This window comes from Streptomyces sp. NPDC006687, assembly GCF_040636215.1.
In the GTDB taxonomy this organism is placed as follows: Bacteria; Actinomycetota; Actinomycetes; order Streptomycetales; family Streptomycetaceae; genus Streptomyces.
Genome location: NZ_JBEYJJ010000021.1, coordinates 58126 through 73500, shown reverse-complemented (window position 1 = coordinate 73500; position 15375 = coordinate 58126). Strand labels below are relative to the sequence as shown.

The following is a 15375-nucleotide window of genomic DNA, read 5'->3' as shown; positions in this document are numbered from 1 at the left end:
ACTTCGCGGTCATGCCGCGGCCGGTGGCGGTGTGGCTGACGAGCGCCTCCAGCGGGTCGAGGCCGGTGATGAGGAGGGCGGCGAGGCACAGCGGGAGCAGGTCCGGACGCTTGGCCTCGACGTGGTCGCCGGAGGACTCTCCGCGCAGCCGGCGTCCGATCCAGGGCACGAGGTGCTCGCGCGCCCACTGGATGTTGTCCCGGGTGACGTCCACGGAGCCGCGCGGCGGGGACGGCGGCCAGGGCTGGTCGGGGTCGGCCGGGACCTCGTAGCCGAGGACCTGCGCGGCGCGCAGCGCGACGCGGGTGTGCCCCTCGGGCGAGAGGTGGAGGCGGTCGGCGTCCCAGGCGCGGCGGTCCTGGACGGACTTCAGCGACCAGAGGTCGAGCACGGGGCAGCCGTAGCGGTCGGCGATGGACCGGACGTGGGCGCTGTACGTCGCGACCTTGCCCCGCAGGTGCTTGAGGACGGGCACGCCCCGGGTGTCGAAGCCGGTGGTGATCATGACGAGGCCGACGGCGCCGGTGAGGTCGGCCACGGCCGCCTCGAAGCGCTCCGCCACGTCGTCGGGGTCGGTGCCGGGCCGGATGATGTCGTTGCCGCCGGCGCAGAAGGAGACGAGGTCGGGGGCCAGTTCCTTGGCCCGCGGAACCTGTTCCTCCACGATCTGGTCGAGCACCTTGCCCCGTACCGCCAGGTTCGCGTACCGGAAGTCGTGCTCGTCGCGCTGATCCGCCAGGAGTACGGCGAGCCGGTCCGCCCAGCCGAGATAGGAATCCCCGGGTCCCGGGTCTCCCACGCCTTCGGTGAAGCTGTCCCCGATCGCCGCGTACGAGCCGATGGTCTTGAGTGTCGTCTTCGTCGCTGCCACGGGAGCCCATCCTTCACCCCCGCCGCCCACCTACGCCAACGTAATGAGGGCTTGACGGACCGTGATCTATACCACGCGGGAGATAAGGAATAAGTACACGCGGGGCCGGGACCCTCTCGGGTTCCGGCCCCGCGTGTTCCGGAGCTCGCCGCCGGAGCGGCCGTCAGATGCTGACGCCCTTGGAACGGAGGTAGGCCAGCGGGTCGATGTCGGAGCCGTAGGACGGCCCGGTGCGGATCTCGAAGTGCAGGTGCGGGCCGGTCACGTTGCCGGTGGCGCCGGAGAGTCCGATGGTCTGGCCGGCGGTGACGGTCTGGCCGGCCGAGACGGACAGCTGGGACAGGTGGCCGTACTGGGAGTACTTGCCGTCGGCGTGCCGGATGACGACCTCGTTGCCGTAGGCACCGCCCCAGCCAGCGGAAACCACGGTGCCGGCGCCGACGGCCCGGACGGTGGTGCCGGTGCTCGCGATGAAGTCGACGCCGGTGTGGTAGCCGGAGGACCACATGGCGCCCGGCGTGCGGTAGCCGGTGGAGATGCCGCCGCTGACGGGGGCGACGAACCCGGAGGCGCTCGCGGGCGCGGACCCGGCGGCGGGCGCGGACTGCTGCGTCGTACGGGAGCGGACGGCGGGTCCCTTCGGCGCCGTACGGGCCGGGGAGCCGGCGGAGTCCGGCGCCTCGGCGGTGTCCTCGCCGGGAGCGGCGGGGGCCGGCTCCTCCTCGGCCGGCGGAGTCCCGGTGGAGGTCTCCTCGGCGGGCGCCTCAGCCGCCTTCGGGGCGGGGGCCGCACCCTGGCCGCCGAGGGTCAGGCGCAGGCCGGGGTGGATGAGGGAGGGGTCGTCGCCGACGGCGTCGCGGTTGTCCGCGTACAGCTGCTGCCAGCCGCCGGACAGGCCGCGCTCGGCGGCGATCGTCGAGAGGCAGTCGCCGGTCACGACCGTGTAGACGGACGGGGCGGCGGCCGGGACGGCGGCGGGGACGGCCGTCCGGACCGCCGCGGGCGCCTGAGCGGGGGCGGCGGCCTGAGCCGGGGCGGCCTGGGCGCCGGCGGCGCCCATCAGCGGCAGCGCGAGGGCCGCACCGCCGGTCCCGGCGACGGCGAGGCCGCGGGATATGGAACGGGACTTCGGACGGCGGTGCTTACCCTTTCCGGGCATGGCGAATTCCTCTCCGGCGCCTGCGAGGTGAGCTGTCGGGTTCGGACTGGAGATGTCCGGCCGCACGGGTACGGCTTCACCCCGAGCCGCACCGGAATTGATCCGGTACGGCGGTCTTCCTGGTTCCCCCGCTCCTGCCGCGCGTCGTTGGTCGGGTGCGGTTCCGGGCGGCGGCAGGATTCGGCGGTCCGCCCGGAGTGTTCGCGAAGGTAATCCAGCGGGGGCCCGGGCAACAAGCCGTGAATTCCCTGACGCAATAGCAGGTATGAGGGATCAGCTGAATTCCGGTCACCCTGCGTCCCTTCCGGAGCGGCAACGGCCGTCCCGGCATGGGAATTCGGATTTCGCGATCAGGCACGCTCGGTCACCGTATGATCTGGCTCACGCCCACCCGGCCCAACCTCGCGTTCAGCCATGGCAAGTTGGTTCCAACCCGACCAATTCGGACACGCGGCACACCGCGGAGGAGTACACGTGACCCAGCAGATACCGCAGGACCTTCCGACGGACCCCGAACCCCTGCCCCGGATGACCGGAGTGCGCAATTTCCGCGATGTGGGCGGTTTGCCCACCACCGACGGACGGAGGGTCAGGACGGGACGACTATTCCGAAGCGGACATCTGGCACATGCCACCGAAAAAGATGCGGAATTCCTCTCCTCCCTCGGCCTGCACACCGTCTTCGACTTCCGCAACAGCTCCGACCTGCTGGTGGAGGGCCCCGACGTCGCACTGCCGGGCGTGCGCAACGTGAACATCCCGCTCTCGGACCCGGCCGACGGCGGGGAGTTCTGGCGGATCGTCCGCGAGGGCGGCCTCGACCAGCTCCGCGGGCTGCTCGGTGAGGGCAGGGCGGCCGCCCGGATGGCCGCCTCCTACCGCGAGATGGTCCGCACCCGCACCGCCGAGCACAGCCGGGTGGTGCACGCCCTCGCCGAGGACAGCGTGCCGGCGCTGCTGCACTGCGCGGCGGGCAAGGACCGCGCCGGACTGTCGGTCGCGGTCACCCTGCTCGCGCTCGGGGTGGAGCGCGAGGCGATCACCGCGGACTACCTGGAGTCGAACGCCCCGCACAACCGCTACCGGCTGCGCCGCGCCGACGACGTGCCGCAGGCCCGCTCCCCCGAGGTGAGCGAGCTGGTGGCGCCGCTGTTCGACGCCCGCGCCGAGTACCTGCTCGCCGCCTACGGGACCATCGACACGCACTGGGGCGGGGTGGACCGCTACCTCACCGAGGGCCTGGGGCTCACCCCGGCGACACGGGAGCGGCTGCGCGAGCGGCTGCTGGACTAGGTCGGGTGCCGGGCCCCGGCGGACCGGGGCCCGGGACCGTCAGCGGTTGGCGACGGCCTGTTTCACCAGGGTCCGGCCGAAGTCCCACATCAGCGAGCCCCCGCCGTGCGCCTCGTCCATGACCGCGCGGAAGGCGCCGACGAACCGGTCCACGTCCGCCTCGTCCACGATCAGCGGCGGGATGAGCTTGATGACCTCCAGGTGGTCCCCGGAGACCTGCGTGAGGATCCGGTGCCGGTTGAGCAGCGGCACCACCACCATCTGCGCGAACAGCCCCTTGCGGGCCGCCTGGAGCATCGTCCAGCGGCCGCGCAGGGCCAGCGAGGACGGGCGGCCGAACTCGATGCCGATCATCAGCCCGCGGCCGCGCACCTCGTGGAGCATCTCGTACTCGTCCACCAGCGCGGCCAGCCGCCCGCGCAGCAGGTCGCCCATGGCGCGGGCGTTGGCGACGACGTTCTCGTCCTCCATCACGTGCAGCACCGCCAGTCCGGCCGCCATCGCCTGGGCGTTGGAGCCGAAGCTCGCGGAGTGCACCAGCACCCGGTCCATGGACGAGTACACCTTCTGGAAGATCCAGTCCTTGCCCAGGGTCGCGCCGACGGGCACGTACCCGCCGGAGAGGGCCTTGGCCACGCACACCAGGTCCGGCTCCACGCCCGGTTCGTTCTGGTACGCGTAGAAGTCCCCGGTCCTGCCGAGGCCGGTCTGCACCTCGTCGGCGATCAGGAGCGCCTTGTGCCGGTGCAGGAGCTCCTGGGCGGCGCGCAGGAACCCGGGGGGTGCGGCGTGCACCCCCTTGCCCTGGACCGGCTCGACCACGAAGGCGGCCACATCGCCCCGGCGCAGCTCGCGCTCCAGGGCCTGGAGGTCGCCCAGCGCGATCCTGGTGTCGGGCAGCAGCGGGGCGAAGCCGTCACGGAAGCCGCTTTCGCCGTTGACGGACAGGGAGCCGGTGGTGAGCCCGTGGAAGGCGTGGTCGCAGTAGAGGATCCTGGGCCGGCCGGTGGCGTAGCGGGCGAACTTCAGGGCGGTCTCGACCGCCTCGGTGCCGCTGTTGCCGAAGAAGACGCGGTCCAGGTGGGGGCTGTGGGTGAGCAGCTTCTCGGCCAGCAGCCCGGGCAGCGGCTGGCAGTCGAAGCGGGTCAGGTCGGCGAGCTGGGCTTCGAGGACCTCGTGCAGGGCCCGGCGGACCACGGGGTGGTGGCGGCCCAGGCCCATCACCCCGAAGCCGGCGAGCATGTCGAGGTAGTCGTTGCCCTCCTCGTCCCAGAAGTGGGCTCCCTCGGCGCGTACGTAGACCTTGTCGAAGCCGATGGTGCGCAGCATGCGGGGCAGCTGGTGGTTGAGGTGGCGGGCGTGCAGCTCGTAGCGCTCCCCGCCGCGCTCGGCGAGCAGCGCGGCGAGGTCGAACCCCTTGCCCCCTGGCCGGGGCGTCGTCATGCCGACGCGTCCCTGTTCCCGCCGACCGTCTCGCGGGCCGCGCGCAGGGACTCCTTGAGGGAGCCCATGGTGGCGAGGACGGCCGTGGGCTCGTAGCCGCAGTGCGCCATGCAGTTGGCGCAGCGCGGGTCCTTGCCGCGGCCGTACTTGCTCCAGTCCGTGTCCTCCACCAGCTCCCGGTAGGTGGGCACGTACCCGTCGCTCATCAGGTAGCAGGGGCGCTGCCAGCCGAAGAGGGAGTAATTGGGAATGGCCCAGGCCGTGCAGGGGAAATCGGCCTTTCCTTCCAGGAAGTCCAGGAAGAGCGGGGAGTGGTTGAGCCGCCAGCGGCGCCGGTTGCCGCCCGCGAAAGCCTTCTTGAACAGTTCCCGGGTCTGTTCCACACCCAGGAAGTGTTCCTGGTCAGGAGCCTTTTCGTAGGCATAGGCGGGCGAGATCATCATCTCGTCGACCTTCAGCTCGTCATTGAGGTAGTTCAGCACCTCGATGACGGTCTGCGGGGTGTCGGTGTTGAAGAAGGTGGAGTTGGTGGTCACCCGGAATCCGCGCCGCTTGGCCTCCTTGATCGCGGCGACGGCCTCGTCGAAGACGCCCTCCTTCGCCACGGACTCGTCGTGGCGTTCGCGCAGTCCGTCGATGTGCACGGCGAAGGCGAAGTACGGGGAGGGGGTGAACTTCTCGATCTTCTTGCGGAGCAGCACGGCGTTGGTGCAGAGGAAGACGTACTTGCGCCGGGCCACGAGCTGCCGGACGATCTCGTCGATCTGGGGGTGCATCAGGGGCTCGCCGCCCGCGATGGACACCATGGGCGCGCCGGACTCCAGGACGGCGCCGACCGCCTGGGCGACGGGCATGCGCTGCTTGAGCACCCCGGCCGGGTGCTGGATCTTCCCGCACCCCTCGCAGGCCAGGTTGCAGGCGTAGAGCGGTTCCAGCTCGACGATCAGCGGGAACTTCTCGCGCTTGCGGAGCTTCTGTTCGAGAAGATAGGTCCCGACCCTGATGGACTGTCGCAACGGCATGGCCATCTGGTTCACCTCCTGGGAAGCAGCAACGAACGGTGCCAGTCATGGAAAGCGGGTAGTACGGCACGCAGGACACGGAAGGCAGATATTCCACCGCGGACCGTGCCGATACGGACGAGCTCGTGCTCCGGAGCGTCCACGACCACCCGGACGGCCGCAACCGGGCGGCCCGCCCCGGAGGCGGTCCACAAGGTGGCCGCGGACTCCATGTCGACCGCGAGGGCGCCGGAGGCGCGCAGCTGGGCGCGCTCCTGCCCGCGCACGACGTGGTCGGAGCCGGTCAGTACGCCGGTGTGCACGGTCCGCCCGGGGACGGCGCGGGCCAGTGCCTCGGCGAGCAGGGCGGTACCGGTGCAGGCGACCGGCCCGCGGGGGTCGCGGGTCTCCTCGGCGAGGACGAGGTCCCCGGGGTTCATTCCGGGGACGAGGCCGGCGCAGAAGCCGGTGGCGAGGACGGCGGCCCCCTCCATCCCGGGCCGTCCCAGGGCCCGGGCCACGGCCCGGTCGGCGGCGCGCGGCCCCATGCCGGTCCGCAGCACCGTGCCCCCTGCGGCGGAGCGGCCACCGCCGCGCAGGGCCGCCCGCTCGATGCGCAGGGCGCAGGCGATCAGCAGCGGCGGGGCGGTAGGGGCCGCCCCGGCGGGCATCAGACCTCCTCGGCCGGGACCGGTGCGGCGGCCGTGGCCCCGCCGGTGCGCCGGGCGGCGGCGTCCGGGGCGAAGGGCTCCCCGTACAGGTAGCGGCCGAGGGCCGTCAGCGGGAACACCTGCCGGTAGAGGTGGTAGTTGATGGAGAAGTCCCAGGGGAATCCGGTGCCGGTGAAGTACGGCTCGTCCCAGGTGCCGTCGGCCCGCTGGGTCCGCACCAGGTACTCCACCCCCCGCCGGACCGCCTGGCCCTCCCGCTCCCCCGCCGCGAGCAGGGCCAGCAGCGCCCACGCGGTCTGCGAGGCGGTGGAGGCCCCCTTCCCGGCCCAGGAGCGGTCCCGGTAGGAGCGCTGGTCCTCGCCCCAGCCGCCGTCCTCGTTCTGTACGGACTCCAGCCAGCCGACGGCCCGCCGGACGGCGGGGTGGCCGGGGGCGATCCCGGCGGCGGTGAGGGCGGGGACCACCGAGCCCGTCCCGTACACGTAGTTGGTGCCCCAGCGGCCGAACCAGCTGCCCTCCGGCTCCTGTTCGGCCAGCAGCCAGGCGATGCCGCGCCGGGCGCGCGGGTCACCGGCCTTGCCCTCGGCGGCGAGCATCTCCACCACGTGGGCGGTGACGTCGGCCGAGGGCGGGTCGATGACCTCCCCGAAGTCGCAGAAGGGCAGCCGGTTGGGGAGGGGGCTGGTGTTGTCGGCGTCGAAGGCGGCCCAGGCGCCGTCCCTGGACTGCATCCCGAGGGTCCAGGAGGTGCCGCGGGCGATGGCCGCCTCCACCTTCGCCGGTTCGGGGTGGCGGATGCGGCGCAGGGCGAGGACGACCTCGGCGGTGTCGTCGACGTCGGGGTAGGTGTCGTTGTGGAACTCGAAGGCCCAGCCTCCGGGGGCGAGTCCGGGCCGGCGCACCGCCCAGTCCCCGCTGCGCCGGATCTCCTCGCCGAGCATCCAGTCGGCGGCCTTCACCAGCGCCGGGTGGTCGGGCCGGACGCCCGCGTCGGCCAGGGCGATGGCGGCGAGGCAGGTGTCCCACACCGGGGACTGGCAGGCTTCGACCATCCGGGCGCCGTCCTCGCGCCATACGGTGAAGCGGTCGAGGGACTCCAGGCCGGCCCGCATCACCGGGTGCCCGAGGTCGTAGCCGAGCAGGTGCAGGGCGATGACGGAGTACACGGCGGGCGGCTGGATCCCGCCCCAGCAGCCGTCGTTCTCCTGGCGTTCGACGATCCAGCGGGCGGCGGCCGCCATGGCCGCCTTGCGCAGCCGGCGCGGGGCGAAGCGCCGGTAGAGGTGCAGGGCCTTGTCCATCCGCTGGAAGGCCCCGTCCCAGCTGTTCAGCGGGGCCTGTGGCCGGGCGGGGTACGGGTCGCGGGCGTCGGCGTGGAGCTCGTCGAGGGCGAAGGGGGCCGGGCGGACGGGCCGCAGCGCGGAGACGACGGTCAGCGGGACGATCGTCTGGCGGGCCCAGCAGCCGAAGTCGTAGATGTTCAGCGGCATCCAGGACGGCAGGAAGACCAGTTCGGGCGGGAGTTCGGGCAGGTGCTCCCAGCTCCACCAGCCGAAGAGGGCCAGCCAGATCCGGGTGAAGACCCGGGCGGAGGCGATCCCGCCCTGTGAGCGGATCCAGGCCGAGGCGCGGGCCATGTGCGGGGCGTCGGGGCGGTCCCCGGCCAGGCGCAGCGCGACGTACGCCTCGATGGTGGCGGAGAGTTCGGGCGGGCCTCCGTGGAAGGTGGCCCAGGTGCCGTCGGGCCGCTGCTCCCCCCGGATGAAGAGGGCGGCGGCCCGGGTGGTGGCCTCGTCGCGGATGCCGAGGAACTGGCGCAGCAGCAGGTCCTCGGCGTCCATGGTGACGTTGGTCTGGAGGTCGCCCTTCCACCAGCCTTCCGCGTCCTGCCGCTCCAGCAGGTCGCGGACGGCCCGGCCGGTGGCCTCCCGGGCCGCCTCCAGCAGTCCTGCGCCCCCGCCGGACGGCCCTGCGCCGGACGGGCCCGCGGGCACGGCGGACGGGCCCGCGGGCACGGCGGACGGCCCTGCGGGCACGGCGGAGATCACCACCGTGCCGTCGTCGTGTCGCGGATCGGCGCCGCCGGTGATCGCACCGCCGCCGTCGGTCGTCGCTGTCATGGCTTCCCCTTCGTACAGTGCGTCGGCTGTGCCCGGGTCTGCCGTCGGCCGGGGACGCTCTAGGAGAGCTCCCCGGCCGGCGACTCGCGATTCATATCCACTTTCCGGCGGAGATCACCTCTTGCGCACGACGACGAAGTCGGCGAGGGCGACGAGCTGCTCCCGCACCCGCTGGGGCATGTCCACGTCGTCGAGGGCCCGCACCGCGATGGCGTGCTGGCGGCGCGCCTCGTCGGCGGTCCACTGGCGGCCGCCGGCGGCCTCGATGAGGGCGGCGCGGTGGGCGAACTCCTCCTCGGAGAAGTTCTCGAAGTCGTTGCTCTTGGCATCGGCCGCGAGGAGCCTGGCGAGCTCCTCACAGGCGGGACCACCTGCGGCGAGGGCCGCGACGACGGGCAGGGACTTCTTGCGCTGGCGCAGGTCGCTCCAGGTCTGCTTGCCGGTGGCCCCGGGGTCGCCCCAGATGCCGAGCAGGTCGTCGACGGCCTGGAAGGCGAGGCCGAGGTGGTAGCCGTACTCCTCCAGCTTGTCGGCGGTGCGGTCGTCCGCGCCGCCGAGCACGGCGCCGATGGAGACCGCGCACGCGAGCAGGGCTCCGGTCTTGTTCCCTTCCATCTCCAGGCATTCTCGAACGCTGACGCGCTCGCGGTGCTCGTAGGAGATGTCCTGCGCCTGGCCGTCGATGAGCTTGCGGCTGGCGGTGGTCAGCCGGCGGGTGGCGCGGCCGGCCTCGACGGTGCCGAGTTCCAGCAGCACCTCGTTGGCGAGGGCGAAGAGGGCGTCGCCGACGAGGATGGCGAGCGCCGGGCCGTGGACCTTCCAGACGGTGTCGCGGTGGCGGCGCTGCTCGTCGCCGTCCATCAGGTCGTCGTGCAGCAGCGAGAAGTTGTGGACGAGTTCCACGGCGACGGCGCCGGGGATGCCGACCTCGGCGGCGGCGCCCGCCGCCTCGGCGGAGAGCAGGGCGAGGGCGGGACGGACGGCCTTGCCGCCGTCACCGTCGGCCGGGTTGCCCTCGGCGTCGATCCAGCCGAAGTGGTAGGCGGCGACGGTGTCCATGGGCGCCGCGAGCCGGTCCACCGCCGCGCGGAGCACGGGGGTCGACAGCGTGCGGCCGCGTTCGAGGAGGGCGAGGGTGTCGGCCTTCTCCGCTCCCCCGCCGGCCGTGCCCGCGCCGGCATCCGTGTTCTCGACAGCCGGGTTCCCCGGGTTCAATGGCTCTCCTCTGGTTCCTGTACCTGTGGTGCTGGTGGTGCTCGTGGTGGTCGTCATACCGCCTCCTGCAGAGGATGTTCGCGGGGGCGGCCGAGAGCGGCGAGCGCCGCGTGTGCCGCGCCGAGGCCGCTGCGGACGGCGCCCTCCATGGTCGCGGGCCAACCGGTGGCGGTCCACGCACCGGCGAGAAAGAGCCCCGGCGTGTCGGTCCGGGGACCCGGGCGCAGCCGGCCGACGCCGGGGCTGGGGGCGAAGGTGGCGGTGCGCTCCCGGGTGACGAAGAAGTCCCGTACCTTCGCGCCCCGGGCGGCGGGCAGCAGCCGCTCCAGTTCGGGCAGGTACTTGGCGCGCAGGACGGAGACGGGCTCGTCGATGTCGTCCTGGGCGGCGGACTGGGACAGCGCCAGGTACTGGCCGCCGTCGGTGAGTCCGGAGGAGTCGGTGCGGTCGAAGACCCACTGGACGGGGGTGCCGAGGGCGGCGAAGAAGGGCTGCCGGAGCACCTTGCGGTCGTAGACGACGTGGACGTTGAGGATGGGGGCGGTGCCGATGTCGAGGAGCTTGTCGGGGTCGGCGAGGGCGCCGGGGGGCAGCAGGCCGTGGGCCTCGCGCTGCGGGACGGCGAGGACGACGGTCGCGGCGTCGAGGGACTCGCCGTCGGTGTCGACCCGCCAGCTCCCGTCGTCGCCGCGGGTGACGGCGGTGACGCGGGTACGCAGTCGCGTGCGGACGCCGGCGGAGTCGAGGGCCTCGCGGGCGAGGGTGTCGTGGAGTTCGCCCAGCGGGACGCGGGCCCAGCCGATGTCGGCGGCGCCGTTCTCGGAGAGCAGGCCGGTCTTGAACACCATGGCGGCCAGGCCGAGGGAGGACTGCCGGGCGGTGGCGTTGAGGGTGGCGATCCCGACGAGGTCCCACAGGGCCTCGATGGTGCGCGGGCTCTGTCCGTAGCGCCCGAGCCAGGTGGCGAAGTCGACGCCGTCCAGCGCGGGGTCGGCGGGGTCGAGGCGGCGCAGCGCGAGGGCCGCGCGGCCCACGGAGGCCCGCTCGGCGAGGGAGAGGTGCGGGTAGCGGGCCAGCGAGGCGGCGAGGTGCAGGGGGACGGGCAGCGCGCTGCGGCGCAGCCGGCCCAGGCGCGGTCCGGCGGGGTGGGCGACGTCCAGGACGGGGACGTCGAGCCGGCTTTGGAGCGGGGCGAGGCCGGCGCCGCCGACCCGGTCGAGGAACCAGCGGTAGGCGGTGCAGCAACGCAGGTACACGTGCTGGCCGTTGTCCACGGTCAGGTCGCCGCGCTTGAAGGAGAAGGCGAGGCCGCCGAGGCGGGGGCGCCCTTCGAGGAGGGTGACCCGCAGTCCGGCGTCGGCGAGTTCGAGGGCGGCGGTGACCCCGGCGAGCCCGCCGCCGATGACGACGGCGCGCCCGTCGCCCCCGCTGCCGCTCATGCTGCCTCCCCTGTGCCGGACCGGCCCGCGGGGCCGGAGGGTGCCGCGGTACGGACGGACCCCGCCCGGAGGGACGCGCCCGGCCGCCGCGGGGTTGCCCCGGCGGGGGACGGGCCGGTGGAGCCCCGTCGGTGCGGGCCCCGATGGCCGGGGCGCGCCGCGGCGCCGCGGGCGGGCGGGGTCGGGGTCGGGGGCATCAGCCGCGCCTCCGGGTGGTCTGGCGGGAGACGGTGCGGGCGTCGAGGCCGGACAGGCCGCGTACGGCCACGTACGCCTTCTCGTGCGGCGGCAGCGAGACGCGGCCGCGCAGGACGGCGCCGGGTTCGCGCTCGATGCGGTCCAGCAGACGGCGGTAGATCCCGGCCATGGCGGCCACGCAGGCGCCGCTGCGCCGGTCGAGCATCGGCAGCAGCCGGTAGCCCTCGGTGAACAGGGCCCGGGCGCGCCGGACTTCGTGGTGCACGAGGCCGGTGAAGTCGGAGCCGGCGGGGGCCCGGCCGCCCTGGAAGCCTTCGGAGCAGCCGAACTTGGCGAGGTCCTCTGCGGGCAGGTAGGTGCGGCCGTTGGCGGCGTCCTCGCGGACGTCGCGCAGGATGTTGGTGAGCTGGAGGGCCAGGCCCAGGGTGTCGGCGTACTCCTCGGCGTGCTCGCCGGGGCCGACCGTGCCGAACACGCCGAGCGAGAGCCGTCCGATGGCCCCGGCGACGCAGCGGCAGTACGCCTGGAGGTCCTCCCAGGTCTCGTACTCCTCGCCGCGGACGTCCATGAGGACCCCGTCGATGAGCTCGTCGAGCCCGCCGAGGGGGATGGGGAAGCGGCGGGCGGCGTGCGCGAGGGCGACGGCGACGGGGTCGGTGTCGTCCTCCTCGATCTCCCCGGCCCGGATCCGGCCGAGGAGGCCGCGGGTCTCCTCCAGGCGGGCCAGCTTGGCCTCGGGGGCGAGGGTGCCGTCGCCGATGTCGTCGACGCGCCGCGAGAAGGCGTACAGCGCGGACATGGCCTGTCGCTTGTCGGTGGGCAGCAGGCGGATGCCGTACGCGAAGTTGCGCGCCTGGGTTCCGGTCACGGCCTCGCAGTAGCTGTAGGCGGCGAGGACCGGGGCGGACGGAGCGGACGCGTGGTTGGGGCCCTCCACGTTCGGGCTCACCTCTTTCTCGGCGCTGTGCGCAGGACGGCGGCCACCTCGCGCAGGAGCTGGCCTCGGCTGGGCTTGGGCGGCCCGGGCAGGACGTCGAAGCCGGCGGCGGTGACGGCCCGCAGGGCGGCTCGCCCTCCTCCCACGAACCCCGCCAGCAACAGCCGTAGCCTGCCGTGGACGCTACCCACCAGCGGGGTGCCTTCATTCAGGAGCCCGAACGCGCGTTCCGTCTCGAAGGCGACCAGCGAGCGTACGGAGGCTCCGGCCGTGGGCGCCGCGAGGTCGGCCTCGGCGACGCGGAAGCGCCGCATGTCCTCGGCCGGCAGGTAGATCCGGTCGCGGCCGAGGTCCTCGGCGACGTCCTGGAGGTGTTCGACGATCTGCAGGGCGGTGCAGATGGCGTCGGAGCGGCGGATCCGCTCGGGGGTGCTGGTGCCGGTGAGCTCCAGCACGAGGCGGCCGACGGTGTTGGCGGAGAGCTCGCAGTAGGCGAGGAGTTCCCCGTACGTCTCGTAGCGCGCGACCCGCTGGTCCTGGCGGTTGGCCTCGATGAGCCCGAGGAAGTGCTCGGGGCTGAGCCAGTGCTCGCGCGCCACGGGCTGGAGGGCGAGCAGCAGGGGGTGGCGCGGGGGGCCGTCGCTGCCGCCGAAGACGCGCAGCAGGTCGGCCTCGAGGGCGTCGAGCATCGCCAGGCGGTCGTCGGCGGCGGCCGGGTCGAGGCCGAGGAGGACGGCGTCACGGCCGCCGGGGGCGAGGTCGCCGTCGCCGATGTCGTCGACGAGGCGGGCGTACCCGTACACCGCCATGAGGCCCTGGCGCCAGGCCCGGGGCAGGAAGGCGGGGGCGACGGGGAAGTTCTCCGAGGCTGCCTTGGCGAGGGTGGCTCCGGCGTGCGCGCCGGGCGCGTCGACGGGGGCCGGGGCCTGCGGGGGGCGGAGGCCGTGCCCGGGGGTCACCGCCCGCCGCCCGGGGCCGGGACGGCCGCTGTGCCTGGGGGCGTCAGAATTCCCGTAGCCATCGCCGTCACGTCTCCCGTTCTACACTGCCGACCCAAGTCATCCCATTTCGGACACGCCGCGGAGTTTACCGGGGAGTATCCCGGCGAACCGGCTGCGGGGAATCGTCCCCTCTTGGCGCGATTGAGAACTGGTCCAGCTTACGCTGTACAACACCTCGGGCCCCTATCGGGTGGCCACCGCGCCCGGAATGTCGGCGACAGGGCGAGGCCCCCGCCGCGCGGAGCGGCAGGGGCCTGGTACGGCGGCGGGGCGGCCGGTCAGTGGCTGCTGGCCTTCTCGTAGGCCGCGACGACCTCTTCGGTGGGCCCGTCCATCAGCAGCTCGCCCTTCTCCAGCCACAGCACCCGGCTGCAGGTGTCGCGGATGGAGTTGTTGTTGTGGCTCACCAGGAACACCGTGCCGGCCTTCTCCCGCAGCTCGCGGATGCGCGCCTCGGAGCGGACCTGGAACTTGCGGTCGCCGGTGGCGAGCGCCTCGTCGATCATCAGGACGTCGTGGTCCTTGGCGGCGGCGATCGAGAACCGCAGGCGCGCGGCCATGCCGGAGGAGTAGGTGCGCATCGGCAGGGAGATGAAGTCGCCCTTCTCGTTGATGCCCGAGAAGTCGACGATGTCCTGGTAGCGCTCCTTGACCTGCTCGCGGCTCATGCCCATCGCGAGGCCGCCGAGGACCACGTTGCGCTCGCCGGTGAGGTCGTTCATCAGCGCGGCGTTGACGCCCAGCAGCGAGGGCTGGCCGTCGGTGTAGACCTTGCCGGACTCGCAGGGCAGCAGCCCCGCGATGGCGCGCAGCAGGGTGGACTTGCCGGAGCCGTTGGAGCCGATGAGGCCGATGGCCTCGCCGCGGTAGGCGGTGAAGGAGACCCCGCGCACGGCGTGGACCCGGCGCACGCCCGGGGCGTCGCCCTTGCCCCGGCGCATGATCTTGCTCAGGGCGGCGGTGGCGCTGCCCTTGCCGGAACTGCCGGTGTTGACGCGGTAGACGATGTGCACGTCGTCGGCGATGACGGTGGGGACCTGGCCCCGGTTGTTCTCAGCCACGGCCGTAACGCTCCTCAGCCTTCCAGAAGTACACGAAACCGCCGAGGCCGATCACGACGGCCCAGCCGACGGCGAAGGCCCAGACGTGCGGCGGCAGGTTGTGCCGGGCGTAGTCGTCGATCAGGGCGTACCGGATCAGGTCCATGTAGATGGCCGCCGGGTTCCACTGGAGCACGTCCATGACCCACGAGGGCACGTGCCGGTCCTTGAGCGCCCCGTTGATCGAGAACATGACGCCCGAGGCGTACATCCAGGTACGCGTGAGGAAGGGCATCAGCTGGGCGAGGTCGGGGGTCTTGGAACCCATCCGCCCGAAGATCAGCGCGAGGCCGGTGTTGAAGAGGAACTGCAGCGCCAGCGCCGGGATGACCAGCAGCCAGGCCGGCCTCGGGTAGTTGCCGAACGCCACCGTGACGATCAGTACGACGATCATCGAGTACAGCAGCTGCTGGAGCTGCTGCATGGAGAAGGAGATCGGCAGGGAGGCGCGCGGGAAGTGCAGGGCGCGGACCAGGCCGAGGTTGCCGGGGATGGCCCGGACGCCGGCCATCAGCGAGCTCTGGGTGAAGGTGAAGACGAAGATGCCCGTCACCAGGAAGGGGATGTAGACCCCCTTGGGCATGCCCCGGCCGGCGTTCATGATCAGGCCGAAGATCAGGTAGTAGACCAACGCGTTGAGCAGCGGGGTCGCCACCTGCCAGATCTGGCCGAGCTTCGCCTCGCTGTACTGGGCGACCAGCTTGGCCCGGGAGAACGCCAGGATGAAGTGGCGCCGGTCCCAGAGCTGGCGCACGTATGCGGCCAGGGTCGGCCGGGCACCGCTGACGGACAGGCCGTACTTCCTGGCGAGTTCCGCCGGGGGCAGCCCCGCGTCGTCGGACGGCGGCTTGCTCGTGGCGAGGGCGCCGTCGTGGGTTGTGTCACTCACAAGTTGGAACTTTCCGTCTTCAGGATGCGGCAGGTAGG

Annotated in this window: 12 protein-coding genes, 1 pseudogene and 1 riboswitch; of the genes and pseudogenes, 1 reads left to right on the top strand and 12 read right to left on the bottom strand. The window is 72.9% G+C overall.

All coding sequences use genetic code 11. The features are described from left to right. Window positions 1-88 precede the first annotated feature (88 nt). Both ABZ716_RS22635 and ABZ716_RS22630 read right to left on the bottom strand, forming a co-directional pair. Window positions 89-871 (bottom strand): annotated as a pseudogene (locus ABZ716_RS22635) (SGNH/GDSL hydrolase family protein); the annotation flags it as partial. A 163-nt stretch (window positions 872-1034) separates the two neighbouring features. Next, window positions 1035-2030, bottom strand: coding sequence for a LysM peptidoglycan-binding domain-containing M23 family metallopeptidase (locus tag ABZ716_RS22630; RefSeq protein WP_358961177.1), 996 nt, complete (start codon window positions 2028-2030; stop codon window positions 1035-1037). A gap of 4 nt (window positions 2031-2034) precedes the next feature. Then, window positions 2035-2187, bottom strand: a riboswitch (cyclic di-AMP (ydaO/yuaA leader). Window positions 2188-2504: 317 nt separating this feature from the next. On the opposite strand from ABZ716_RS22630, the gene ABZ716_RS22625 reads away from it, so the two are divergent. Then, on the top strand, window positions 2505-3323 hold the full coding sequence (locus ABZ716_RS22625) for a tyrosine-protein phosphatase (protein WP_358813988.1): 819 nt from the start codon (window positions 2505-2507) through the stop codon (window positions 3321-3323). 39 nt (window positions 3324-3362) lie between these two features. Here ABZ716_RS22625 and ABZ716_RS22620 read toward each other — a convergent pair whose 3' ends face one another. From ABZ716_RS22620 to ABZ716_RS22575, 10 genes are all read right to left on the bottom strand, one after another. Continuing rightward, the gene (locus tag ABZ716_RS22620; RefSeq protein WP_358961174.1) at window positions 3363-4766 is read right to left on the bottom strand and encodes an aspartate aminotransferase family protein; all 1404 of its coding nucleotides are present in this window, start codon (window positions 4764-4766) and stop codon (window positions 3363-3365) included. Further along, window positions 4763-5794, bottom strand: coding sequence for an adenosyl-hopene transferase HpnH (gene hpnH, locus ABZ716_RS22615; protein ID WP_351880186.1), 1032 nt, complete (start codon window positions 5792-5794; stop codon window positions 4763-4765). Before hpnH ends, ABZ716_RS22620 begins: the two co-directional genes overlap by 4 nt. Window positions 5795-5799: 5 nt before the next feature. Continuing rightward, on the bottom strand, window positions 5800-6438 hold the full coding sequence (locus ABZ716_RS22610; RefSeq protein ID WP_358961171.1) for a 1-hydroxy-2-methyl-2-butenyl 4-diphosphate reductase: 639 nt from the start codon (window positions 6436-6438) through the stop codon (window positions 5800-5802). Further along, on the bottom strand, window positions 6438-8558 hold the full coding sequence (gene shc / locus ABZ716_RS22605) for a squalene--hopene cyclase (protein WP_358961168.1): 2121 nt from the start codon (window positions 8556-8558) through the stop codon (window positions 6438-6440). Before shc ends, ABZ716_RS22610 begins: the two co-directional genes overlap by 1 nt. A gap of 114 nt (window positions 8559-8672) precedes the next feature. Further along, window positions 8673-9830, bottom strand: coding sequence for a polyprenyl synthetase family protein (locus tag ABZ716_RS22600; RefSeq protein WP_358813984.1), 1158 nt, complete (start codon window positions 9828-9830; stop codon window positions 8673-8675). Next, on the bottom strand, window positions 9827-11212 hold the full coding sequence (gene hpnE / locus ABZ716_RS22595; protein ID WP_358961165.1) for a hydroxysqualene dehydroxylase HpnE: 1386 nt from the start codon (window positions 11210-11212) through the stop codon (window positions 9827-9829). The genes ABZ716_RS22600 and hpnE overlap by 4 nt, the downstream gene beginning before the upstream one ends. Window positions 11213-11408: 196 nt before the next feature. Beyond that, a complete protein-coding gene (hpnD, locus tag ABZ716_RS22590) occupies window positions 11409-12359 on the bottom strand; it encodes a presqualene diphosphate synthase HpnD (RefSeq protein WP_358813982.1) in 951 nt (316 codons plus the stop codon). Next, a complete protein-coding gene (gene hpnC, locus ABZ716_RS22585) occupies window positions 12356-13306 on the bottom strand; it encodes a squalene synthase HpnC (RefSeq protein WP_358961162.1) in 951 nt (316 codons plus the stop codon). The genes hpnD and hpnC overlap by 4 nt, the downstream gene beginning before the upstream one ends. A 320-nt stretch (window positions 13307-13626) precedes the next feature. Beyond that, window positions 13627-14409: an ABC transporter ATP-binding protein gene (locus ABZ716_RS22580; RefSeq protein WP_351880165.1), complete on the bottom strand. Its 783-nt coding sequence runs from the start codon at window positions 14407-14409 to the stop codon at window positions 13627-13629. After that, a complete protein-coding gene (locus tag ABZ716_RS22575; RefSeq protein WP_358813980.1) occupies window positions 14402-15337 on the bottom strand; it encodes an ABC transporter permease in 936 nt (311 codons plus the stop codon). Before ABZ716_RS22575 ends, ABZ716_RS22580 begins: the two co-directional genes overlap by 8 nt. Window positions 15338-15375: the final 38 nt, after the last annotated feature.